Here is a 24,161-nt window from a genome sequence, read left to right as displayed (position 1 = left end):
GTTGAGGGAATAAGCAGTGGTGTATCGATTGCGCCACTAGCAGCTATTTGCTACGCTTTAGGTGTGCATAAAAGTGGCCTAGGCCACTAACAGCAAACCGCCCCGCCAGAAGCTCTAGCGGGGCGGTTGCAGTTGGGGGGTTACTCTTCGCCGAAGGGGTCGTTGGCGTCTTTCTTCTTTTTCTTTTTCGTGTCCTTTTTAGGGTCTTCGGCAGGGGCCGCGGCGGGTGGCGTAGCTTCTACCACCTCGTCCTTTTTCTTCTTTTTCTTACCCGTATCGGCGGGGTCGGCCTCAACGGGTGCGGCGGCTTCTACGGCCTCATCTTTCTTCTTTTTCTTTTTGCTGGTATCCTCTGCCGGAGCGGCACCAGCATCCGACTGCATAGCTTCCTCTACGGGGTCGAGCTTCTTCTTTTTCTTCCTCGAATTGCCCTCCATGTTATCGAAGTTGCCGGTACTCACGGGTTGGGTGGTATTCACCTTGCGCTTACCCGACTCCTTCAGGTAGTCTTTGCGGAAGTGGTTGAGGAAGGTTTGCACCTCCATGTCATCGCCCAGGAAGAAGCCGTACTGCGTGGCTGTGTTATAGTCGCCTTTTGCTTTCAGACCAATGATTTCGTCGAAGGAGCCGTGCTGGGCTTTGGCCAGCATTACATTGTTAGAGTACTTGAGGTAGTACCAGGTCTGAGGCTCGGCCTCCAGGTACAGCTCTACAGCGTCGCCGGTGCTTTCCTTCTTGATTTCAATGTATCCATCAATCAGGGCATTGATGTCTTTCTTACCCACGCTCACCAGGCCTATTTTACCCACTGAGTACCAGGCGCGCAGCTTCTCGTTCCAGCGCAGGTTTACCTGGTTGAGCACCACCGTGTGCAGGAACTTCGGCGACACTTTTTGCAGGGGCACGTATGAGCCTTTGCGGGCACTGTAATCCTGTACGCCCTTGTTGCCAATGAACTCCGCCATTTTATATAGCTGGCTCTGCGAACCAGTGAGGGCTTCTGGCAGGCCCTTGGCGTTGGTGGCTAAGTCGTTGCCCATGGCTTCTACTGCTTTCTCAGGCAGCACAATATCGAAGGCCATGAAAGTATCGAGGTCATAGATAGCGCTGTCGGGTTTGGCATAGCCTAGGCCCGAGGCCGTCAGGGTATAGTCTTTGTTGGAATTTATGAGGTTGAGCTTACCCCGGAAGTTCATGGCGCCGGTAGAGTCATTCAACGTCAGTACTGAGCCCTCATAGATGTCAGGGCTGTTGATGTCGTGCTGACTGATACCATACATGCGCTTTTTCTGATCGTAGCTAAGCGTACCATCCACTTGGAATACGTTTTGATCCGTCACTCCAGGTTTAGCCGCTACAAACAGCGGGTACACCTTACCCGAATTTTCTGACAGGAACAGGCCCGAGAGCATTGGTGTCCCGTCTTCTGTTTTTGGCTCGTTGAGCTTAATCCGGATGCCCTTGGGGTCAATGCTATCCTGCACGGCAAACCACTCTGAGGCGGCGGTGCTCTTCACAAACTCCAGCTTAGCCTGTCCATCAAAGGTAAAGCCCCGCTTTTGCGAATTCATTTTTACAGCCCCGCGATAGGCAATGCGAGGAGCCAGATGGAACTTGTCGGTAGCGGCAATGCTGGCCACAGCGGTTGTTGGCAACGAAACCGGCGCATCGTCGGGGTTGGCCCCCCGCTTCAGAAGGCCTTTCCCCAGCTTGCCCACCTTGGCTCCGCTCATTGCCAGAGCGGCGGCAGAGTCGGCCTTAAAGTTGGTAAACTTAATGGCGAACGAGTCGGCGGAGGCGTTTTTGTAGCTGTACAGTGCGTTACCAGTGAACGAGGTGCGCGAGTCAATTTTTATTTCGCCCTTGTACAACGCATGGTACTTGTGCAGGGTATCCAGTACAATACCGGCGTTCTGGAAGCTGCGTATTTCAGCGTTGGGCAGCACGTACACTTTGCTGGAGTCGGGCATGATCCAGGCATCGGCGGCGGCAATGTGGGGCACGCCACCCGCCACCAGCCGGTAACGGCTCAGGTCATACTTACCCGTGGCTGCCTGAAATTTAAGTCCGCGCTGCTCTGGCTTGGTGCTGAAGAAGTAAGAGCGCGATGAGTCGGCGCCGGCTTCTACGCTGAGCTGCACAATCTTCTTCTTGAAGTCCCACTTACCGCCCGAAAGCGTAGTGCGATACTGCGAGTACGGCAGGTCGATGCTGGATTTATTGTCTCCGGCTTCGCGGGCGAATTCTGTGTTACCCGCCTTCAAATCGTAAGTAAAGCCTACGTTGTTTGCCGTAAGAGCCGGCTTATTCACTTCCGCCGACTTGATGCTGAGTGTAGCGTTCTTACCCGTGTAGCGGGTGGGCTTGAATACAAAGCCAGCCGAGCGGATGAAAGACTGCGGCCCATCCATGCCGCCGTTGCCGTAGAGGCCGCCGGGCGTGTAGGTGAGGGTACCTTTGAAAGCATACGTGGCATCATACATCTTTAGGCCCTGCCCCTGCTGGCTGCTCAGGTACATAGAGTCCTGCTTCACGGCCCACTTCATTTGGTAGCCGGGCTGTAGTGTTACCTTGGCAAACTCAGTCCCGTTCAGCGGCCCCTGCAGAATAGTGCCCGACTTACCTACCGTTACTACGGAGTCTTTATAGAAGATGAACTGGTCGCTGGCGAAGTCGCCGGTCAGGTACTTCAGGTTACCAATGCCCTGCAGGCCCCGGTTACTCATAGTAACCTTGTTAAACAAACGCCCTTTGCTGCCATACAGCGGGAAACCCTCCTTGGGTACGTCGTACACGAAGCCCAACGAGCCATCATCCTGTAAGGAGAGCTTGGTTTTGAAGGAAGGCATAATGCCCCCCGACACGAATGTACCTTTGAAGCCTACGGCACTACGGTTTTTATTATTAAGTGAGTCGAGCCTGAAAGGTGGGATATCGAAATACATGGTGGTATCATAGGCCCCACCCAGTATTTCGGGCTTATCAAAGTACACGTAAGCCCCAGTGCTGGCATCGAAGGATGGATAAGCCCCCAGCTTTTTGCGGCCTGATTTGTTGTTGGGCGCGTTGATATAGAGCTTCCCCGAAGAGGTTTTCTTCTTGTTGGTAAGGGTGAAGTCGGTGTCTTTGCGAGCCTTCATCACCGAACCTTTAGAGCCCTTGCCTTTCACAATGATGGAGTCAATCTTCACTAGGTCAATGAAGAAGCCATCATAGTCGAACTTGAACTCTTTGCCTTTGAAAACAAAGGCAGAGGCTACCACCGTGCCGTTAAACAACACCCCCCGATTTTTCTGGATGCGGATAACGCTGGAGTCGGGCTTCACAAATACCGTTACGGAGTCGTCGGAGAAATTGAAGCGGTCAACGCCCCGCACCAGCAGGTCGTTGGTAGCCAAGTTGAGCGTGGCGTTTTTACCCGAGGGCGACAACGATTTAATGGCAATGTGGTCGTAGTCTTTCTTACCCCGCGAGGAGTTTACGTAGTGCGACGCCTTCGGCAGCAGCACCACCTGGTCGGTCTGTGGATACCACTTCACGTACCCATCACGCGCCAGACCCGACATAGCCGAGCGCAGGTTTTCCGGGCTGATCTTCAGCGCCGTTACCATATCTTGAATAGTGAATAGCCGGGTATTACCGTGGCTCTGGCTATAGCCCACCACCATTTGCAGGGGGTGCATCTTATTGATGGACTTAATCTGCTGATAGCGGGTGTTGGTGTAAAATTCCTTTGATTCGAAGTTGGCAGTAACTTGATTTTTAGCCGTTAGAATCGAGAAATCAATGTTAGACGTCCGGAGCGGCCAGGTGAGCAGCTCGGTCGTGATTTCCATCTGGTGGTAAGAGTCGTAGTAAGGCGTGTTTTTATACATGCCTTCCTCGCGGGTGAGCTGCAGTACCTGCGGCCCCTTTGAATACTTGAGCTTTACCCCAGGGTGAGTAAGCGAGTCCTGCTTGTCCTGGAAAATGGTAACGGCTGCCCGCTGGCTGCTGATAATAGAGTCGCCGAGTGCGTAAGAGAGCGAGGAAGCCTTAAACTTGGGCTTGCCATCTACCTCCACAATAATCCGGGAAAGGGCCCCATCCAGCGAAGCCGACATGGCCCGGTTGCCAGAAAGCGTGAAGCCGCCGTAGTAGCGAATGTTTTCGCCGATGTTTTTTACCCGGGCGTCGTTGGTATTCGAGATAAAGCGTGGGTAGCCGGTATCAGCGGTGGACGTTTTGCGCTTGAGGCTGCGGTAGGCCAGCCAGCCTTTCACGGGAGCCTCCAGCACGGCCGGATACGTGAGCGTAACCGGCTGAGCCGTGAATTCAGCCTTGCTGATGTCGAAGTTGTAATTCGTCAGGTCGGCCGTAACGGGGTTGTTGTTTATCTGCCAGCCGTACTGGCCGCCGTAACCTACAAACCGGTTTTGTGAGGTGATGGCTCCGCTGGTTTTATGAATGATGACGGAGTCGCCGGGTGAGGCCATAAACAAGTCAGCATCCTTCAAAATCAGGACCGGGCCACGGGTGGTAGGCGCCATGTACGTATCATAGGTGGGAGCCAAACTAGGGGTAGAAGCACTACCCGTGTCATCGGCGCCCCACATATCAGTAGAGTCCCAGCCATCGGAGGCTTTTTTCTTGCCCGTGCCTTTAGCGTTAAGCGGCTTTGATACAACGGCGGCCGCAGCCGGCGCGGCCGGTGCTACTGGCGGAGCCATGGAAGGCATATCCGTTTCGTTGTAGGCGTAGCTGAACGTACCACCCTCTACCCGCAGCCGGTTGTAGCGCGAGCGGTAGAGGTACTTGGTTTGCAGGAACTGGGCTGAGTTTGTAAGAAACTTCTCCACTTCGGGGGCTTGCTCCTTTGCCAGCGCTTTCCCTACTACGTTCAGAAACTCGGTCATTTGGGCATCCGAGAAGTTCTGCACCTGGGCGCCCGCCGTGATGGAGTTATAGAAGGCTTCGAAGTGCGGCTTAGCTTTAAACTTGCGCGCCAACATCTGCTGCGAGAGTGCTACAATGTAAGCCTGTTGGGTAGCCGTGAGGCGGTTACTGGCCCACACCTCCTGCAAACGAGCAGCGGCAGCTTTGCCTGAGGCCACATTGGCGGTGGCCATCATTGACTGCACATCTACCATAAACTGCTGAGGGTCACTGCTCAGCTTACCCGTAAATCGGGGAAGGGCCGGAGCCGCTGGTGCAGTTCCGGCAGGTTGTTTAGAAGGTTGGGGTTTGGTCTGCTGCGCCCACGCCGGAGTACTCAATCCCAGCAGCAGCGCGCATACCCATCTAAAAGTAAAATGCTTCATACTAAGTCCGTCAGCGCCTAATTAATCGCCTACAATTTCGACAAAACCCGGCACTTTCCGCCATCTCCGCCCCTATCCCTCCAACAATCATACCCAGCCTGAATTTTATACTATTTCCAGAGCCATTTTCGAGGACCTAACAGCAAAATAAAAGGCCGATTCCTCAGAACCAGCCTTTTAACTCCTAAAACGCTATATATATTTCTCCACACTGAGGTGGTATGTTTTTAGACTGGCTGGCGGAACACAGCTGATACCCAGTGGTTCTGGGTACGGTGGCTCTCGTACCGGAAACCGGCCTTTTCCGCGGCCTCCTGAATAAGGGGAAGGTCTTCTTCATAAAAGCCAGAGAACAGGATAGGGCCGCCCGGCTTAAGGTACTGGGCATACGCTGGCATATCCTCCAGCAGCACGTTGCGGTTAATGTTAGCCAAAATAATATCGAAGGGCTTCTCTCCCTCTAGGGCCGTTACATCGCCGAGGCGAGCTTCTACCTTGTCCTGCACGTTGTTTTCGGCGGCGTTGTCGGCAGCATTTTCCGCGGTCCAGGGCTCTACATCTACCGCCAGCACGTAATCGGCTCCCAAATGCACGGCCATCACGGCCAGAATGCCGGTGCCACAGCCCATATCCAGCACGCGCTTATTCTGATGGTCGATGTCGAGCTGGTTGGTAATCATGAGGGCCGTGGTATCGTGGTGGCCGGTGCCGAAGGACATGCGCGGCATAATCACGATTTCGTAGGCCAGGTCGGGGCGCGCCTCATGAAAAGGAGCCCGCACCGATACTTTATCGGCAATAACCAGGGGCTGGAAGTTCTTTTCCCACTCGGCGTTCCAGTTCTGGCGCGTAATTACGCGGTGCGTGTAGCCCACTTCGCCCAGGCCCAGGTAGCGGCTCATGATTTCGGCCACGTCGTCGGGGTTGAATACGTCTTCGGTGGTGTAGGCGCAGAAGCCTTCGTCGTTGTCTTCGAAGGTATCGAAGCCTAGCTCAGCCATCTCGGCTACCAGAATATCAGACAGCTCGCGAGGAGCTTTTACGGTTACTTCTACAAAGTCCATGTGGGGCGGCAAGTGGTATCAAGAGAAAAGGAAATTGCCGCCCAACAAATCAGGACGGCAATTCCGGCGCAAAAATACAGATTTGGCCTGGAGGAACTGGCCTAGGCGTTCAAGTCAGGCCAAAGCTGGTGGCGTAGGCTACCTTCATTACGCTTAGCCAATGCGCAGGCAGGCCCGGGAAATAGCCGCTTATCTCACTACTGATGACCCAGTAAATTTATTTGCTAAGCTATGCCGATAACAAGGGCTTGAGACAATGAACGAACGTCATGCTGATCGGAGTCGAACCCTCGCGTTCCTGTTGCTTATTATCCACGCAACCTGATTCACTGACATGCCCTTCTCAAAATACGAGAAGAGCGTGTTACTGAATCAGGCAATGAGCATTGCCTACTGTTTCCGGCAACCAGCGTAGGAGCGCGACTTTGTGAACTGAATACTGAAGTCGGCGAGGTTGCGGTTATCAGTGACGAACAGCACGTAATCGGCGAAATTCGGAGAATCGGCGAGGTACCACAGGCCTACCTTATCGGCGAAGAGCTTGCTGGTTTCTTTGAACACCATCAGATCAGCAAAATCTGCTTCGGGCTCCATGTACACCGAGCCAAAGCAGCGGCTCTGCCGGCGTGGGTCGGTTTCTAAGTACACGGTCCCGAAGATGCGGCATGGGTCAACGGATGTTACCGCAGTGGCCGCTAGGGGCACGCGCGGCGCCGGCTGAAACGGGTTCAGCGCCAATAGCCCAGAAACAAGTAGCGTGGAAAGCATAAAGAGAATGAAGACAAGTCTTTTGCTGCCGGACAATTATCCGGCCGCGTTTAGTTCGCTTGCTCCGCTAGGCCAGTATAAACTATCATCCCAGGCAAAGCGAGAAAGCTGAGGCAGCCTTTAGGCCCAAACCACGCTTCCTCACTTTGCTCGGAATAATAGCTCAAGAACTGGCCTAGAATGACTTGATGATGTCGGTGAAGTCGCGGGACTTAAGCGAAGCGCCACCAATGAGGCCGCCGTCTACGTCGGGCTGGCTGAACAGCTCACGCGCGTTTTGAGCGTTAGCCGAGCCACCATACAGAATGGTGGTGTTCAGGGCTGCTTCGGCGTCGTAGGCGCGCGCAATTTGCTCCCGAATGAAGGCGTGCACCTCCTGCGCCTGTGCGCTGGTAGCCGTTTTGCCGGTCCCGATGGCCCAGATGGGCTCGTAGGCCACCACCACCTGGTCAAACTCCTCGTTGGAGAGGTGAAACAACCCGTCTTTCAGTTGCTTGCTGATGTAGTCGAAGGTTTCGTCGGCTTCGCGCGTCTCCAGTGACTCACCCACGCAGAAAATGGGTTGCAGGCCGGCAGCCAGAGCAGCTTTCAGCTTCTGGCTCAGCAGCTCATCATCTTCGCGGAAGTACTGGCGGCGCTCTGAGTGGCCTAGAATTACGTACTCTACCCCTACCGATTGCAGCATACGGGCTGAAACCTCACCGGTATAAGCGCCGCTGTCTTTCTGATGGCAGTTCTGAGCACCCAGGTGAATCAGGCCACCGCTGGGCAGGTGCTTGCCAATGGTAGTCAGGAACGGGAAGGGCGGGCACACCACCACCTCCACATTGGAGCCAGTGACTTCGTCCTGTACCATATTTACGATTTCGGAAATCAGCGCTTGGCCATCCTGGAGGGTAGTGTTCATCTTCCAGTTACCGGCCACAATATTCTTACGCATAGCGGAAAGGATTGAGGTTGGGAGTTGGCGCAAGTTAGAACAATGAGCAATTAGTACTGAGTACCAGATACGCAAAGGCTGCTCAGTGCCCAGCGTTACTTGTCCTCCTGCTTCCCCACCACGTGAGCCCCAGGCCTAGCACAGCCACCAGCACAGCGGCGGCCAGGGCCATAATGGCCAGCACCTCCGTATCGGGGCTGGGGCGGCGGGCTACGTAAATGCCCAGCAGGCCCCAGGCTACGGCGGCCGGGTAGGCCAGCTCTGCAAAGCGCCAGGTAACACTCAGGGCCAGACCCGCCGTGATGCCCACCAGCACAATGGCTAACTGCAGGCTCAGTTCCGCATCGGGCTGCCATTTGGTGCCCAGTGCCAGCGTTACGTTTACCACGGTAGCTACTGAAATCCAGCCCAGATAGAGCCCAAACGGGATGCTGCTGTACCAGGGCGCATCAGCACGGCGTACCAGCTGGCGGGCCCGGCCATATACTACTGCCAAGCTTGCCAGAATACCCAGCATCACCAGCATGCTGGGTACCAGGAGCTCATACGCAAAAACTACCAGCCAGAGGCCCGTCAGGAGGTTGGCCCACACCAAGGGGCGAGCTACGGCGTCGGGCAGCAGGTTGCGGCGCTGGGCAGGGCGCAGCTGCCATATCGCGTAGGCCAGCAGGCTCAAAAAAATCAGCCCCCAAATGCTGAACGCATAGCCCGCGGGCGTGAGCGGTGTGGGGTACTTATACGAAACCTGCGCGTTGGTTTGCCCATTGAAGGGGAAGCGCTGCGATACGTAGTTAAGAGCAATGTTGCCGATAATAGCGGCAGTAGCGGCCCAGCGCCAAGCCCTACTGGTGGTAGGCGCCGTGAGGGCATCAAAAGCAGGTTCTAGAGGAGCAGGCATAAGCGAAGAAAGCAGAATAGAGCCGCAAGTACGCACAGAAGCCACTACCCCGGTAGTTATTTAACCGTGGGGTAGTGGCTTCTGTGCGTAACTGCGTTGTGCTGACAAGCTGCAGGAGCTACGCAGTTTAGCGCGCCTGCAGTGCAGCTTCAGGCAATTAGGCCATGGCTAACAGCGTAGCGCATAAGGGCGGCCGTGTTTTTTACCTGCGTTTTCTCAATGATATTCTGGCGGTGGGTTTCAATGGTGCGCTTGCTGGTGAAGAGCTTCTCAGCTATTTCAGCATTCGTGAAACCTTCGGCCAGTAATTGCAGCACTTCCTTTTCCCGCTCGGTTAGGTTGCCGGGGCGGCGCTTGGTGCCGGGAATTACGTCGGGGTTGGGGCGTTTTACCAGCCGTTGCAGCAGGCTCAGGCCCAGCTCGGTGCACATAAAAGGGCGCCCGGTGGCTACCATCCGGATAGCATACACAAACTCTTGGCTCTCGGCATTTTTCATCACGTACCCGGCCGCGCCGGCCTGCATCATCCGGTACACATCGGTTTCATGGCCTAGCATTGACAGCACCAGTACCCGTACCCCCGGAAACTGCTCTTGCAGCAAGGGCATAGTGGCAAAGCCATCGAGCACGGGCATGGCCACATCCATCAGCACGATATCAGTGGGCGTGTGAGCCAGAAGCTCCAATAGGCTCTGCCCATTATCGGTTTGCCCGACTACTTCAATATCGGGCTCTTGAGCAAGCAACGCTTGGATGCCATTCCGTACAATAGAATGATCATCCACCAGAAGTACCCGAATCATAGTTTCAATACACTTAACTCACTCTTTCCTGGCACTGCCAAGCCCGGTTCAAAAAGAAGCGAGGGCACCAAGTTAGTACGTAAGCACAATTGTTTAAGATGAGCTTAAATAGTAGGTGACCGGTAGCACAACCGTATCCCCTTTCCTTCAGACAAGTATGGCGAAGGAAAGTTTTGCCGGATGGCCACCCATCCGTAGCCCAAGTAACTGCTGGTAGCCCCAGGCCTTACATTACCCCAGGCGGCCCGTTTGTGGGGCAGTGGCCTACTCTTGCTGCTTTACAGATGACTTACGAACAACCAACGCGGTGGGCAGCACAATGCGGTTGTCGTTGACCATTGCGTGGTCGTTGGGTTGTTGCAACTGCTCCAGCAGAATATCAATTACGTTTTTAGCAATACTTTCTATGGGCTGCGCAATTACGGTAATGGCCGGAGTGTAAAGCCGAAACAGGTCGTGGTCGTCGTAGGATACTACGGCTATGTCTGCGGGAATCTGCAGCTGCAACCGGTTAATAGCCTCCAGTCCGTAAATGCTCAGGTAGTTAGTTGAGAAGATAATAGCATCGCAGGAGTCTCGGTTTTCCTGAATAAAAGCATGGAGTTCAGCAATGAGAGGCTCTGCATTTTTAGAGGCTACCACGCGCTTCACCTTGGGGGCTAGCCCCCGCTCTTCCAGTGCCTTGGTGTACCCGGCCAAGCGCGCTTCCATCTGGGTCTGCACTGAGTTGGTGGTGACGAAAGCAATATTGCGGAAGCCTTGCTCCAGTAAGTGCTGCGCCGCCTTATAAGTACCCTGAGCGCCATCAACTACTACATAATTGGTAGCCAGGCCAGGCAGGAAACGGTCGAATAGAACGGTGGGTGTTTGCTCACGCAGAATATTCTGCACTTCGTCTTCAATACCGTCAGAGGGCACAATAATGAACCCATCTACGTGCCGCTCCCGAAACATGCTAATCAGCTCCTTGCTTTTGGCGGGGTCGTTATCGGTGCTGCAGTAAATAATGCGGTAGCCGCGCTCAAATGCCTGCTTCTCTATCAGCCAGGCAACCGTTGCGAAGAAGGGGTTAGATATATCTTCTACTACCAGCCCAATAACGTGCGTTTTGCCCGTGCGCAGGCTTTTAGCTAAATGGTTGGGCTTATACCCTACCTCCTCCACGTATTTCAGCACCCGCTCGGCCACGGCATCACTGATGCGGCTTTGCTTGGCTTTACCGTTCAGCACCAATGATACCGTGGCAATGGACACTTCCAAATGACTGGCTATATCATTAATCAACGTCCGTTTTTTCACTTTGCTGCTCATGTTGGGCTTCAGGGGCTGGTTACCCAAAGGTAGGACAACTCTCTCCGTAACTCTTTCATCATTGACCAATGCTATGCATTACCTAAGCACGTAGGCCACTCACTTGTTGCTACTGGCTGCCGTATTCCAGCAAAATGCCGCGGGCAGTGCACAACGGAAGCAATTCCGCTATGCCCTTCGCATACAAGAAAGGATTAAAGCACAGGTACGCCGCCACACAATTATCTGTGAATTAATATATTGCTTCTATTCTTATCACATACCTAACTACACTGCCACAGCAATATCAACTCAAATCAAGATGATAATACGTAATGTGGTATTGTTGCTAAAAGGTTTTATTAAAGCGTGAGATGCCATCACCTCAACTATCCGCCTTACTCAGCCACGGCAACAGCCTTTTTAAATAACATGCCCCCTTTGCCGTATGAGCTCCTTGTCCTTAGCAACCTGCACACACTCAGGCTTGGCCTAATGCTCTGGGGCAACCTCGCGCCCCCTTACCACACCACAACGCTCTAAAAAACGGCTACTTTACGGGGCATATCCACGCTTACATTAGGTAGCCCATCTAGCACGTAGTAGTTCTCCCTCTCCTATATCCCACCCGCTCTGTTCCTTTTACTATGGCTTCCCCTTCTCCCACGTTACCTCCAGTTTCCGCAACCGGCTCAGGCACTCAGCAGCGCTACACTTCAGCGCTGGCCGCCGTGACTACGCTGTTTTTTCTGTGGGGCTTTATTACCTGCCTGAACGACATCTTAATTCCTTATCTGAAGGCCATTTTCCAGCTTTCCTTCGCGCAGGCCAATCTTATCAACTTATGCTTCTTTGGGGCATACTTTCTGGTAAGCATTCCGGCGGGCAAGCTTGTGAGCCGCGTTGGCTATAAGCGTGGTATGCTTATTGGCTTTGGCGTAGCGGCCGTTGGGGCCTACTTGTTTTACCCCGCGGCGGCCCAACGGGTTTACGGTTTGTTTTTGGGCGCTCTTTTCGTGCTGGCCTCTGGTATTACAATTCTGCAAGTAGCCGCCAACCCTTACGTAGCTATTTTGGGCCCACCCGAGTCAGCCTCTTCGCGGCTTACGCTCACGCAGGCTTTCAACTCACTGGGTACCACTTTGGCTCCTTTGCTGGGTAGCGCACTTATCCTGAGCCGCTTACCTAAGCTTAATACGGCGGCTGGTGCAGCTTCCATTGATGTAACGGCAGTCCAGACGCCCTACCTTATCATCGGTACGGCCTTGCTGCTTATCAGCTTGCTCCTGAGCCAGGTTAATCTGCCGCATATTGAGCCTGCCACGGATGAAGTAGCGGCTGTGGATGCCAGCTCGACGCGGGCTTGGCACTACCGCCATCTGGTGCTGGGCGTAGTGGGCATTTTTGCCTATGTAGGTGCCGAGGTAGCCATTGGCTCGCACATAGTTAATTACCTCGCCCTGCCCGATGTGCTAGGCCTTGACCCCGAAGCTGCAGGCAGGCGCGTGACCTTCTATTGGGGCACTGCCATGGTGGGTCGCTTTATGGGGGCTTATTTACTCAACAAAGTATCGCCAGCTAAACTGTTAGCTTTCAATGCTGTTTGCGCAGTAGTTCTTATTCTTATCTCGGTTAACACCTCAGGAGAAGTTGCTACATATAGTCTGCTGGCCGTGGGCTTGATGAATTCTATTATGTGGCCCGTGATTTTCCCATTGGCACTGGCAGGCCTAGGCCGCCATACCGCAGAAGGCTCAGGCCTCCTATGCACAGCCGTAGTAGGCGGCGCAATAATACCCATGCTTTTTGGCTTCATTGCCGACCATAGCGGCCTACGCCTGGCCCTGTTGCTGCCGGCAGTGTGCTACCTATACATCATGTGGTATGGCCTGCGCGGTAGCCGCCGAGCCGGAGTGGCCTAGCCCCCTGAGCTGCCGATTTCTGCTGTGCTGTGGGAAATTCATTAGTCCTTTTGCGCTCGGTGTAGTTGTTTTGACACTGGCGGTAACGCTTTTCCCCTAACACCCTGACTCATGTCTTCCAGAAAGCAGCAAATCTCTCTTCGGGACTTAGCCAACCACCTGAACCTATCTACCTCTACTGTTTCGCGGGCCCTGGCTGACCACCGCGACATCAGTGAGGCCACCAAAGAGCGCGTGCGCCAGGTGGCCAAGGAACTCAACTACCGCCCCAACCAGTTGGCTGCCGCCTTGCGCAAAGGCCACAGCAAAACATTGGGGGTCATTGTACCGCACATCAAAGGCTACTTCTTTCCGGCCGTGATGAATGGCATTGAGAAGGTAGCTACTCGTGAGGGCTTCAACGTGCTTCTGTGCCAATCAAACGAAGATCTTTCCCGGGAAAAGCGCAACATTGAGGCCCTGCTGGCCGCTCAGGTTGAGGGCATTCTGGTATCGGTTTCTGCCAATACTCAAACAGATTTGCAGCATTTTGAGCAGGTGCGCCAGCAAGGGGTGCCCCTCGTGTTTTTTGATCGGGTGCCAGAGCTGCCCCAAAGCATGGCCGTTATCTTGGATGATTTTCAGGGTGCCTACCAGGCTGTGCGCCACCTCATTGAACAGGGCTGCACGCGCATTGCGCACTTGGCCGGCCCCCAGCACCTTAACACCAGCCGCAACCGTTTCCTTGGCTACAAAGCTGCCTTGGAAGCGCACGGCCTGCCTTACCAGGAAGAAGAGCAAGTGTATTCCCTGCCGGCCCTCACCCATGAGGCCGGCCGCCTGGGCATGCAGCACCTGCTGGCCCTCGACCCACCCCTCGATGGGGTATTTGCCGCCTACGCTATTCCCTCGGTGGGGGCACTGGAAGTATTGCGCGAAAAGGCAATCAGAGTACCGCAGGATATTGCGTTTGCCTGCTTCAGCAATGAGCCCTTCACTACCATGACCCAACCCCAAATGACGGTAGTAGACCAGCGGGCAGAGCAGATGGGCGAAACGGCTGTGCGCCTGTTTTTGCAGCTGCTCAAGCGTGGCCCCTCCTACGTGCCGCCCCACCTCATTCTGAAGCCTGAGCTTATCATCCGAGACTCTTCTCTGCATCTTTCGCATGAGCCGCGGGAGCCGCGCTAGCACCGCTACAGTGGCCTAGGCCCCTCACGGGGCATTTTTACTTGCTTGTATTATTCTCTCCCCTTCACATTCCGCTCTATGAGTTCTGACCTGTCTAAACAGGAGCTGTTTCAACAGACTGAGCACCAGCTGCGCCAGCAAGGCTTTGGCATCACGAAGCAAGACCAAACGCGCCCCTGGGGTGGCTTTTTTGTGTTAGATGAAGACCAGGCCCAGGCATTTGCCAACATCTATTTTGATGGCTTATCGGTGGATAACCTGCGAATTTCCGGTAAGCTGAGCCCTAAAGTATTGCTGGTAGCGCCTCACCAGCGCCTCTCGTGGCAGTACCACCACCGCCGCGCCGAAATCTGGCGCGTGGTAAGCGGTACCGTGGGCGTTATCACGAGCCCTACCGATGAAGAAGGCGAGCTGAAAACCTACGGCCCCGGCGAGCAGATTGTGCTGCAACAGGGCGAGCGGCACCGCCTGATAGGCTTAGACGACTGGGGTACCATTGCCGAAATCTGGCAGCACACCGATGCCCAGCAGCCCTCCGACGAAGATGATATTGTGCGGGTGCAGGACGACTTCGGCCGGTAACTGTACCATCACAGCACAACAAAAAAGGTGGCCTACGCTTGTAGGCCACCTTTTTTGTTTTTTATACTGGCCCAGGCCACTTACAACTTCTCGGCCAGGAACCGGGCCGTATGGTTAGTATCCTTAAGCTTTACCATTTCCTCGGGAGTGCCTTCGAACAGCAGGTGGCCACCATTAATGCCGCCCTCCGGGCCGAGGTCAATAACCCAGTCGGCGCACTTAATGATGTCCATATTGTGCTCAATGATGAGCACGGAGTTGCCCTGCTCCACCAGCGCATTGAGCGCTTTCATCAGCTTATTGATATCGTGAAAGTGTAGGCCAGTACTGGGCTCATCGAAGATAAACAAGATCTTATCGTTCTGCAGGGTATTGCCCTTAGTCAGGAACGAGGCCAGCTTCACGCGCTGCGCTTCACCACCGGAAAGCGTATTCGCCGACTGGCCCAGGCGGATGTACCCGAGGCCCACATCATCCAGCGGCTTGAGGCGCTCCACAATCTTTGGCTGGTCTTTGAAGAAGGTGATGCTGTCCTCGATGGTCATTTCCAGCACCTCGTTGATGCTCTTGTCCTGGTACTTCACGTCCAGAATATCCTGCTTGAACTTGCGGCCCTCGCAGGCTTCGCAAGTCAGGTAGATATCAGCCATGAACTGCATCTCAATCTTCACCTGACCCTCGCCCTGGCACACCTCGCAGCGGCCACCTTCAATGTTGAAGCTGAAGTGCGACGGTTTGAAACCGCGCGCCTTGGCCAGCTGCTGATCGGCAAACAGGCTCCGGATGGCGTCGTAGGCCTTCACGTAGGTTACCGGGTTGGAGCGGCTGCTTTTGCCGATGGGGTTCTGATCTACGAACTCCACGTGCGTTACCTGCCCGTTTACCCCCGTGAGGCGGTCGAACTTGCCGGTGGCCTCGCCCGCTCCGCCGCCCAGCTGCTTAAGCAGGGCCGGCGCCAGAATGCGGCGAATCAGCGTAGACTTGCCCGAGCCCGATACACCCGTTACCACCGTCATCACGTTCAACGGAAACTTCACCGAAACGTTCTTGAGGTTGTTTTCGCGGGCACCCGTTAGCTCCAGTGCATTGCGCCAGGGGCGGCGCGTTGTGGGCACCGCCACCTCCAGCTTGCCGCTCAGGTACTGGCCGGTATACGACTTGGTGTCCCGCAGAATTTCCTCGTAGGTACCCTGGAACTGCAGGATACCGCCCCCGCTGCCCGCCTCGGGGCCAATGTCGATGATCTGGTCGGCTTCCTCCATGATCTTCTCCTCGTGCTCCACCACAATTACGGTGTTGCCGAGCTGCTGCAAAGAGCGCAGCACGCCAATCAGCTGCTCGGCATCCTTGGGGTGTAGGCCTATGCTGGGCTCATCGAGAATATACATGGAGCCCACCAGCGCCGAGCCCAGCGACGTAGCCAGCGAAATACGCTGGCTCTCGCCACCCGAGAGCGTACTACTCAGGCGGTTGAGGGTGAGGTAGCCCAGGCCTACGCGGTTCAGGTACTCCAGCCGGTTGGTAACTTCCGTTACCAGGCGCTCGGCCACTTTCGCCTCGTGCTCAGGCAACTCCAGGTTCTGGAAGAACTCAAGCGCCCGGCTTACGGGCAGCAGTACCAGATCGGTAATACTCTGGCCTTGAATTTTGACGTACTGGGCGTCTTTGCGCAGGCGCGTGCCACGGCAGTCGGGGCAGGTGGTGCGGCCCCGGTAGCGGCTTTGCAGCACGCGGTACTGGATTTTGTGGGTTTGAGTAGCCACCCACTTGAAGTAGCTATCCAGGCCCTCGAAATACTTATTGCCCTTCCAGAGCAGGTTGCGCTCAGCTTCACTTAGCTCATTATACGGCCGGTGAATCGGGAAATCGAAGCGAATACCGTTTTTGAGCAGGGGCTTCAGCCACTCGCTCTGCTTATCGGTGCGCCACGGAGCAATAGCGCCTTCGTACACCGTCAGGCTCTTGTCCGGAATCACCAGGTCCTCATCAATGCCCAGCACCGAGCCAAAACCTTCGCAGGTCTGGCAGGCTCCGTAGGGGTTGTTGAAAGAGAAAAAGTTGACGCTGGGCTCCTCAAACACCTCCCCATCCAGCTCAAAGCGGTCGGAGAAGATGCGGGTTTCGTCGTCGAGCTTCACCAGGCAGGTACCGTGGCCCTCAAAGAAAGCCGTTTGCACTGAGTCAGAGAGGCGGAACATCAGATCTTCGTCGCCGGGCTGAATTACGGCTCGGTCAATCATGATGTAGACCTCCCCTTTCACTTCGGGCTGACCTTCGGCAATCAGCTCTTCAATGAAGGCCGTTTCGCCATTCACCACCACGCGGCTGTAGCCTTTCTGCAGCAGCAAGTCCAGCTCCTTGCTCATGGGACGCCCGTCCTCAGCGGGCAGCAGCGGCGAGAGCAGCATCACGCGGGTGCCTTCGGGCAGGTGCATGAGGTAGTCCACCACGTCGGCCACGTTATCCTTGCGGACCTGCTCCCCACTCACGGGCGAGTACGTGCGGCCTACGCGGGCGAAGAGCAGCTTGAGGTAATCGTAAATTTCGGTGCTAGTGCCTACCGTGGAGCGGTTGTTCTTGATGCTGACCTTCTGCTCAATGGCAATGGCCGGCGAGATGCCCCGGATATAATCTACATCGGGCTTATCCATGCGGCCCAGAAACTGGCGGGCGTAGCTGCTGAGGCTCTCCACATACATCCGCTGCCCTTCGGCGTACAGCGTATCAAAGGCCAACGACGACTTGCCCGAACCCGATAGGCCCGTGACAACGATGAATTTATTGCGCGGCAGCGCTACGCTCAGGTTCTTAAGGTTATGAACCCGGGCGTTTTTTATCAGAATAAACTCGCGCGGATCGAGCTGGTCAATGGGGTCGGCCGCCGGGGCGGCTACTTGCAGAACGGAGTTGTCGGCCATAGAACGGGTAAACAGCCGCAGGCCGGGGTTTGGTTTCCAGCCACTGCGGTTTCAATGGGCAAAGGTACGGGGATTGAGAGGTGAGTGAAACCTCAACTCCAGAAACGGATACGTAGCGCCTCACAATTCAGTAACATTGCACTACGCTCTATTTACTGTTTCTCAATGCCGGTTATCAGCCCATTAGCTTCGCTTTATTCTGTTTTATTGGCTGTTCGAGCCAGCGCTGAAGCCAATGCCGCGCTACTGCGCAAAAACGAAGCAGCTACCCGAGCCGCTCTCATCGACCCCGTATTACGGGCGCTTGGCTGGGATACGGCTAATGTGCAGATGGTGGAACCCGAACGGATAATCGGTAGTGAACTGCGGGTAGACTATCTGCTACATGATGCCTCTGGCAACCCGCGCCTGGTGATAGAAGCAAAATGCCTCGGTGCCAGTCTCGATAAACACGGCTATGTAAGCAAAGTCCTGGGCTATGCGCTGGGCTTCAAAGTCCAAACCGTTTTCATTACCGATGGTGTGCAGTGGCACTGCTACTCCAATCTACACAAAGGCAACACCGAAGCCATTACGTTCTCTATAACGGATGATTTACTTCCCGCCGCCCTGCAGTTAATTCAGTGGCTGGATGCCGCTCAAAGTGGCCACGGAATTTCACCAATATTAGCCGACGAAACTATTGGCCTAGCCGTACTACCTGCTGTGGAAGGCATTAATAAGGGTAAATTGGCCTTAGCAGATGTGTTACCTGGCTTCATAGAACTGCAGCAATTAAACCTGCGCCAATTGCCTAACCAGAAACCAAAGCAACTCCGATTGCCTGATGGCACTATCAAGGAGGTGAAAACATGGAAGGATATTTTAGTGGAGACCAGCCTGTACGTGCTCAAACATCAACCTCATGTACCAATCCCCTATCCTGACAAGGCAGGAAAGAAGAAGTTTTTGTTTGACTGGTATAAGCCAGCTCCTGGTATCGGCTATAAGGAAACTACCCTGGGAAGCAGGCCGCTATTCATTTACACTAACTATAGCGCGCCTGACTGTATAAGCAATACCATACATGCCCTGAAACTTGTCCCTACTACTTTTCAGAAAATAGCACCCGCGGTAGCATTCTAGTTTTAGTAGCCCTTACCTCTTCAGTCCCTTTCCCACTACCCGCTTCCACACCACATAGCCAGCAGGCGTCATGTGCAGGCTGTCGGATACGTAGAACTGCGGTTGGGGCCTGCCATTGGGGCCTAGCAAGGGCGTAGCCGTGTCTACGTAGCGCAGGCGCTTGGGGTGAGCCGTAATGTATTCCCGAATAAGACGGTTGGCCTCCTGAACTTTGGGATAGAGCGCCCAGCGAGACGGGCTGGGCTTGATGGCCAGAAACACCAGCGGCACCTTGGGCAGCTTCTGCTGCATCAGTTTCTCAAACGCCAGAAATGACCGGAACACCTCCTGCGGCGTAGCTCCGGAGCCAATGTCGTTGTCGCCCTCATAAAGCACTACCTGCCGGGGGTGGTAGGCCACCACCAGCTTATCGAAGAAGTAGAGAGCATCGGGGAAACGGGAACCGCCGAAGCCGCGGTTCAGTACCGGGCGGCCTGCAAAATCCTGCCGGAGCGTTTCCCACTTCCTGATAGAGGAACTCCCATAGAACAGAATAGGCCTGGCGGGCGGAGGCATAAGACTGTCTTGCCGGGCAAAAGCACGAAGCTCATCGGCCCACTGCACGGGGTTTACTGGCGCGGATGTAGCAGTTTGGGCCCGGCCTGATAAGCTGAGTAACCACAGGCTTATAAGCAGCCCAGCGTAGTAAAACCGAAAAGAGACACGAAGCATATTCAACTACCAAAGATCTGTGAGCTGCCATTGAACCACTCACCGCAAAAATAGTATCTACGAAAACAGCAGTAATAAGAGTATGAGCTAGCTCAATTAGACACATTACGCTCAGGTTGGGGCACCTGCTAGGCCACTCCACTGGCCGTATATAGAAGTATATTTATATATTCACTGGAGAAGTCAAATAACTAATCAGGATGAAGCGACAAATTTCCTGCCTTTTCAGAGCGCATAGGCTATTAGAGGAGGTTCGCTGAAACCTTGGCTAGCAACTCTGCGTCAGGTTTGGTATTTTCCGTTCTTACTGTGCTCTCAGGCGGTAAAATTCCATTCTTGAGTTTAACTTTATGAAGACAGCTTTACATGCGTTTGCCCTCTTTTTATTGCTTTTTGGGCTTCCGTTTATAGCTCTTGCTGGCGAAACTCCTACTCCCGTTCTTAACGGAAAATGGAAGGGGCCGCTAAAGGTGCCAGGTGGCACGCTTGAGCTATTTATTACTCTGGTGCCGCTCTCTAATGGTACCTACTACGCAGCCCTCGATGCCCCCCAGCAGCGCATTAGCCGGATGCCCGCCGAAGTAGAGCTCAAGGGCAACGACCTTACTATTCGCATTGAGCAGGCCGGCAGCCGTTTTGTGGGCAAGGTGAAAGATGCCGGCACCCAATTTACTGGTACCTGGACTCAGCCGGGCCTTTCGGTGCCGCTGGTGCTTACACGGGTGGTAACGGCCGCTACTCCGCTGGCTACGGGCGGCAAAATGCGCCTCACCCCTCCCTACCGCGAAGAAGAAGTTACGTTCACCAACGCCGATGCTAAAATCCGGCTCTCGGGTACTCTTACTATTCCGGCAGGCCCCGGCCCCTTCCCGGCCGTAGCCCTGCTCTCCGATTCCGGCCCTCAAGACCGCAATGCCGAGCAGTATGATTACCATATGTTTGGGATCTTGGCTGACCACCTCACTCGCCGTGGCATTGCCGTACTGCGCTTCGATGACCGTGGGGTAGGGAAGTCTCAAGGCAACTACCTTACCGCTACTACCGCTGACCTGATGGGTGATGCCCAGGCCGCCATAACGTTCCTGCGGGCCCGCAACCTTATCAACCCCGAGCAGATTGGTCTCATTGGGCATGGTGAAGGAGCCAACGTAGCCCTGTTGGCTGCCGCCCAGCCAGGGCTAGGCAAACCAGCTTTTGTAGTGTCGTTAGCGGGTTATGGCCTTACGGGGCGCAATGTGCTGGTGCGCCAGCAACTAGAAATTCTGCGGCTAATTGGGGCTAACCCCGCCCAGGTGAAAGCGGCCCTGGAGTTTCATGAGCGCGTAATTGATATTGTGCGTCAAACGCCCAACGACAACCAGGCCCGCGGCAAAGTGGCGGCCAACCTGCGCCTCAACAACACCGACCTCGACCCACAAATGGCGCGCGCCCGTGCTGCGCAGCTTACCTCGCCCTGGTCGCGCTACTTCCTCGACTTTGATCCTACCCAGAAGCTGCCCGACGTGACCTGCCCGGTGCTGGCCCTCAATGGCACCGCCGATCTGCAGGTAGACCCAGAACATAACCTGTCCATCCTAAAAAAAGGCCTTAAGAATACCAAGGTAAAGTCAGACAAGCTTTCTGGTGTAAACCATTGGTTCCAGCCCGAAACTAAAGACTGGCCCTTGGTGAACGGAGTACAGCAGCCTACTTTTTCTCCCAAGGCCCTGGCTGAAGTGCGTGAGTGGATCTTTGACAACACCACGCGCCCAGCCCCCCTACCCATTACGGAAAGTCGTGACGCGGCACCCAAAATCAAGAAAGTCACCAAAAAGGTGGATAAAGCCGCGCAAGCCAGTCGCTAACGTTCCTGCCCTGCTATAAACCATAAAACCAGAAGGGCCCCCGCTAGGCGGGGGCCCTTCTGGTGCCGGTCCTGTAATTATCTGGCCCCTGCTGAGAGTGCCTAGGGTGGCCTAATAAGGTGTTTGTTGATCCTGGTGCTTTCTGGCAGTTGAAATTATTTAGAAGGCGCGGCTATGTTGACTTGGTTTTTCAAAAGAATTTGTTAACAACTTCAGGCTTATCCACAGACTTATCCACATTTGTGAGGCAAGTCAGCTTTTCGCTAGGCTTTCACTGGCTGCGGAGTCATATCAAGCTTGCGCAGTTTATCGGCTTTTAGGGCGGTAATGGCCACAACTACCATCGTCATCACGCCCCCAAATATCACCGACGGCACCACCCCCATTAGCTTGGCCGTTGCCCCTGACTCAAAGGACCCAATCTCGTTAGAGGAGCCAATAAAAATATTGTTTACAGCCGATACGCGGCCTTTCATATGCTCGGGGGTGAAGGTATGCAGCAGTGTGGAGCGAACAATTACTGACACGGAATCGAAGACGCCCGTTAGGAAGAGCAGGAACAATGACAGCCAGAAACTGGTGGATACCGCAAAGCAGATGGTAGCCAGCCCAAACCCTCCCACGGCCCACAGCAGCTTACGCCCCGCGTGGTGGCGCAGGGGGAAATAGGTCAGGAAAGCCGCCATCAGTACTGAGCCCACAGCCGGGGCTGCTTCGAGGTGGCCTAGGCCAGCGGCGCCCACCTTGAGTATATCCACGGCAAATACGGGCAGCAGGGCCACGGCTCCTCCAAACAACACGGCAAACAAATCCAGCGAAAGCGCGGCCAGCACCAACTGATTGTTCCAGATAAAGCGTAGGCCACTAAGCACGCTGTCTTGCAGACCAAGCCGCTCGCCAACCAGCTCAGGCAGTGGCCTAGAGGCAATAGCAATAAACTGCACCAGTGCTATGGCTAGCAGCCCGGTAGCTACCAGGTAAGAGTTTCCTACATCAAGGTGGGCAATAAGGTAACCGCCCACCGCGGGCCCCAGCACGGCTGCCGCCTGATAGGTGGTGCTGTTCCAGGTGATGGCGTTGGCCAGTTTCTCCCGGCTGGGCAATAACTGTGGCATAAAGGAGAACAGCGCCGGGCCCAGAAACCCGCGGGCAATACCGCTCACAAAAATTACGCTGTAGAGGGGCAATGTAAACCAAGCTCCTTTGGCCAGCAGCGGCAAGCCAGTCGGCGAGGCGAAGAAAGCCAGCGCCGCGGCACACAATACCAGCGCCCCCACCGTTGCCACAATGATGTTCTTCCGACGCACGGAGTCGGCTACGTGACCGGCGTAGAGTGATACGGCAATGCTAGGAATGGCTTCCGTTAGGCCGATGAGGCCCAAAGCCAAGGGGTCGTTGGTGAGCTTGAATATCTGCCAGGCCACTACCAACCCCTGAATGCGAGTGGCCACGGTGAGAAGAATACGGGCAGATATAAGACGGCGAAAATCAGGAATCCGCAGCGCGGCGTAGGGGTCGTGGCGCAGAGCCGAATCAGGAGCAGACATAGCAGGCAGCCGAGGTAAAGCGACTAACCGCAAAGGTAACCCCAAACCAGGGGGCCAGAAACTGAACGGTGGCAAATTAGAAGGTTCTAAGGCTAGGCCCCTTCCCGCAAGTAGCTGAGCCATTCTGGTAATGAAGCCGTATACACGGAGTGTTGTTCGCCCTCCTGCTGCTCCAAACACCCAGCCAATGCCCGATTCCAATCTGTTGTCGCCGCCTGATTCCGTTGAGCTTCACTACCGCAAAGACCTGCAGATATTAACTGCGCGCTGGCTACGCCCGATTACCGGTCCTGAGCTGGTGCACGGCTATGAGGCCGCCTTGGTTAAAGCCCGGCAGCACCGCGCCCGTTATTGGCTGCTCGACGTGCGCGGACGTGGCCCCGCCTCTGAAGACGACACAGATTGGGTATTGAGTGAGTTTTTCCCGCGGCTGCCCTCGCAGTTGGGCGGCCGGGTGTATGTCTGCTTTTTGCTGGCCGCATCCCAGCTCAGCGCTTCCGAGCAAGAAGCGGGCGCCCCGCTTGTGGCCAATGAGCATTACCACGTGCGCCTGTTCGCGGCTGAGGCGCCGGCCCTGGCCTGGCTAGCACGGCGCCAAGATTTTGAAAGCGCCTGAGCAGTAGCCGCACTATTTCCCTCTGTTCTCCTTCCCTCTCTTCTTATGCATACTTTCCAACTCCTTACCCGACTGGCTTTCTGTAGCATTCTTTTGCTGGTCACTGCCGCCTTCTCTGAAGCTGTTGCCCAAGCCAGCCCGGCATCTATCCCCACGGTAGATCTGAAAGATGGGGCGTATCGTCGCAATGGCCTGGTTATGCGTCTACAAGCCGGGCAGGCAACTCGTCTTTCTGCCCCCATGCGCTTCGACAATGGCCTTACACTTCGCCCCGATGGCATTATGGTAAGCAAGGACGGCACCCGCCAGCTTCTCGAGGAAGGGCGGGCACTCAACATGCAGGGCCAGATTGTAAATCTGCGCGACGATATGAAAACCGCTGCCGCCATTGAACGCCACGACCAGCAGGTAACCGGCGCTAAACCTACAGTGATTATCACGCCCGCTCCTAACACCACCGTGGCCCCTGAGGTGCTAGCAGCCTTACAGCGCACCGAAGAGCGATTAGCCACTCTACAACAGTTAACTGTACTGCTGAATGAGCGCGCTGCGAGTATGAGCGGCACCAGCCCTGAAAGCCAGACGCTCGACAGCAAAATTCAGGAACTGCAGTCCAAACTTCGGCCTTAGCGCCTAACTCTTCTGCTGATTGAAAAAGCCCGC

17 protein-coding genes are annotated in these 24,161 nt (G+C 55.0%); 7 read left to right on the top strand and 10 right to left on the bottom strand.

From position 1 onward, the window contains the following. Nucleotides 1–140: 140 nt before the first annotated feature. From HMJ29_RS09710 to HMJ29_RS09680, 7 genes are all read right to left on the bottom strand, one after another. Nucleotides 141–5,300 carry a hypothetical protein gene (locus HMJ29_RS09710; protein ID WP_171591294.1) on the bottom strand — a complete coding sequence of 1,720 codons (5,160 nt, stop codon included), beginning with the start codon at nt 5,298–5,300 and terminating at the stop codon, nt 141–143. A 227-nt stretch (nt 5,301–5,527) separates the two neighbouring features. Continuing rightward, the gene (gene prmA, locus HMJ29_RS09705; protein WP_171591293.1) at nt 5,528–6,364 is read right to left on the bottom strand and encodes a 50S ribosomal protein L11 methyltransferase; all 837 of its coding nucleotides are present in this window, start codon (nt 6,362–6,364) and stop codon (nt 5,528–5,530) included. Between the two features lie 390 nt (nt 6,365–6,754). Continuing rightward, complete coding sequence (locus HMJ29_RS09700) at nt 6,755–7,132, bottom strand: 7(1) septoil knot domain-containing protein (RefSeq protein WP_244678952.1); 378 nt, start codon at nt 7,130–7,132, stop codon at nt 6,755–6,757. Nucleotides 7,133–7,307: 175 nt separating this feature from the next. After that, nucleotides 7,308–8,072 carry a triose-phosphate isomerase gene (tpiA, locus tag HMJ29_RS09695; RefSeq protein WP_171591292.1) on the bottom strand — a complete coding sequence of 255 codons (765 nt, stop codon included), beginning with the start codon at nt 8,070–8,072 and terminating at the stop codon, nt 7,308–7,310. 82 nt (nt 8,073–8,154) lie between these two features. Continuing rightward, nucleotides 8,155–8,970 (bottom strand): TspO-related membrane protein, encoded by an 816-nt coding sequence (locus tag HMJ29_RS09690; RefSeq protein WP_171591291.1) that lies wholly within the window; start codon nt 8,968–8,970, stop codon nt 8,155–8,157. Between the two features lie 149 nt (nt 8,971–9,119). Continuing rightward, nucleotides 9,120–9,773, bottom strand: coding sequence for a response regulator (locus tag HMJ29_RS09685; protein ID WP_171591290.1), 654 nt, complete (start codon nt 9,771–9,773; stop codon nt 9,120–9,122). Nucleotides 9,774–10,037: 264 nt separating this feature from the next. Further along, nucleotides 10,038–11,111, bottom strand: coding sequence for a LacI family DNA-binding transcriptional regulator (locus HMJ29_RS09680; protein WP_216634105.1), 1,074 nt, complete (start codon nt 11,109–11,111; stop codon nt 10,038–10,040). A 599-nt stretch (nt 11,112–11,710) separates the two neighbouring features. On the opposite strand from HMJ29_RS09680, the gene HMJ29_RS09675 reads away from it, so the two are divergent. From HMJ29_RS09675 to HMJ29_RS09665, 3 genes are all read left to right on the top strand, one after another. Continuing rightward, complete coding sequence (locus HMJ29_RS09675; RefSeq protein ID WP_171591289.1) at nt 11,711–12,985, top strand: sugar MFS transporter; 1,275 nt, start codon at nt 11,711–11,713, stop codon at nt 12,983–12,985. Nucleotides 12,986–13,096: 111 nt separating this feature from the next. Further along, nucleotides 13,097–14,155 (top strand): LacI family DNA-binding transcriptional regulator, encoded by a 1,059-nt coding sequence (locus HMJ29_RS09670; protein ID WP_171591288.1) that lies wholly within the window; start codon nt 13,097–13,099, stop codon nt 14,153–14,155. 78 nt (nt 14,156–14,233) lie between these two features. Beyond that, nucleotides 14,234–14,737, top strand: a complete 504-nt coding sequence (locus HMJ29_RS09665; protein ID WP_171591287.1) for a cupin domain-containing protein — start codon at nt 14,234–14,236, stop codon at nt 14,735–14,737. 80 nt (nt 14,738–14,817) lie between these two features. Here the strand turns inward: HMJ29_RS09665 and uvrA are convergent, their stop codons facing one another. Beyond that, nucleotides 14,818–17,655: an excinuclease ABC subunit UvrA gene (gene uvrA, locus HMJ29_RS09660; RefSeq protein WP_171591286.1), complete on the bottom strand. Its 2,838-nt coding sequence runs from the start codon at nt 17,653–17,655 to the stop codon at nt 14,818–14,820. Nucleotides 17,656–17,820: 165 nt separating this feature from the next. Here uvrA and HMJ29_RS09655 point away from each other — a divergent pair, with 165 nt between their 5' ends. Further along, a complete protein-coding gene (locus HMJ29_RS09655) occupies nt 17,821–18,780 on the top strand; it encodes a hypothetical protein (RefSeq protein WP_171591285.1) in 960 nt (319 codons plus the stop codon). Between the two features lie 12 nt (nt 18,781–18,792). On the opposite strand, the gene HMJ29_RS09650 is transcribed toward HMJ29_RS09655, so the two are convergent. Continuing rightward, nucleotides 18,793–19,491 (bottom strand): SGNH/GDSL hydrolase family protein, encoded by a 699-nt coding sequence (locus HMJ29_RS09650; protein ID WP_171591284.1) that lies wholly within the window; start codon nt 19,489–19,491, stop codon nt 18,793–18,795. Nucleotides 19,492–19,841: 350 nt separating this feature from the next. On the opposite strand from HMJ29_RS09650, the gene HMJ29_RS09645 reads away from it, so the two are divergent. Next, on the top strand, nt 19,842–21,335 hold the full coding sequence (locus HMJ29_RS09645; RefSeq protein ID WP_171591283.1) for an alpha/beta hydrolase family protein: 1,494 nt from the start codon (nt 19,842–19,844) through the stop codon (nt 21,333–21,335). Between the two features lie 263 nt (nt 21,336–21,598). Here HMJ29_RS09645 and HMJ29_RS09640 read toward each other — a convergent pair whose 3' ends face one another. Then, on the bottom strand, nt 21,599–22,882 hold the full coding sequence (locus tag HMJ29_RS09640) for an MFS transporter (RefSeq protein WP_171591282.1): 1,284 nt from the start codon (nt 22,880–22,882) through the stop codon (nt 21,599–21,601). A 187-nt stretch (nt 22,883–23,069) separates the two neighbouring features. Here HMJ29_RS09640 and HMJ29_RS09635 point away from each other — a divergent pair, with 187 nt between their 5' ends. Together HMJ29_RS09635 and HMJ29_RS09630 are read left to right on the top strand one after the other, a co-directional pair. Further along, nucleotides 23,070–23,498: a hypothetical protein gene (locus tag HMJ29_RS09635; RefSeq protein WP_171591281.1), complete on the top strand. Its 429-nt coding sequence runs from the start codon at nt 23,070–23,072 to the stop codon at nt 23,496–23,498. 45 nt (nt 23,499–23,543) lie between these two features. Continuing rightward, entirely contained in the window at nt 23,544–24,128 is a 585-nt protein-coding gene (locus HMJ29_RS09630; RefSeq protein ID WP_171591280.1) for a DUF6799 domain-containing protein, read from the top strand. Nucleotides 24,129–24,161: the final 33 nt, after the last annotated feature.

Source organism: Hymenobacter taeanensis, assembly GCF_013137895.1.
Classification (GTDB): domain Bacteria; phylum Bacteroidota; class Bacteroidia; order Cytophagales; family Hymenobacteraceae; genus Hymenobacter; species Hymenobacter taeanensis.
This window is presented reverse-complemented; position numbering and strand designations above follow the sequence as displayed.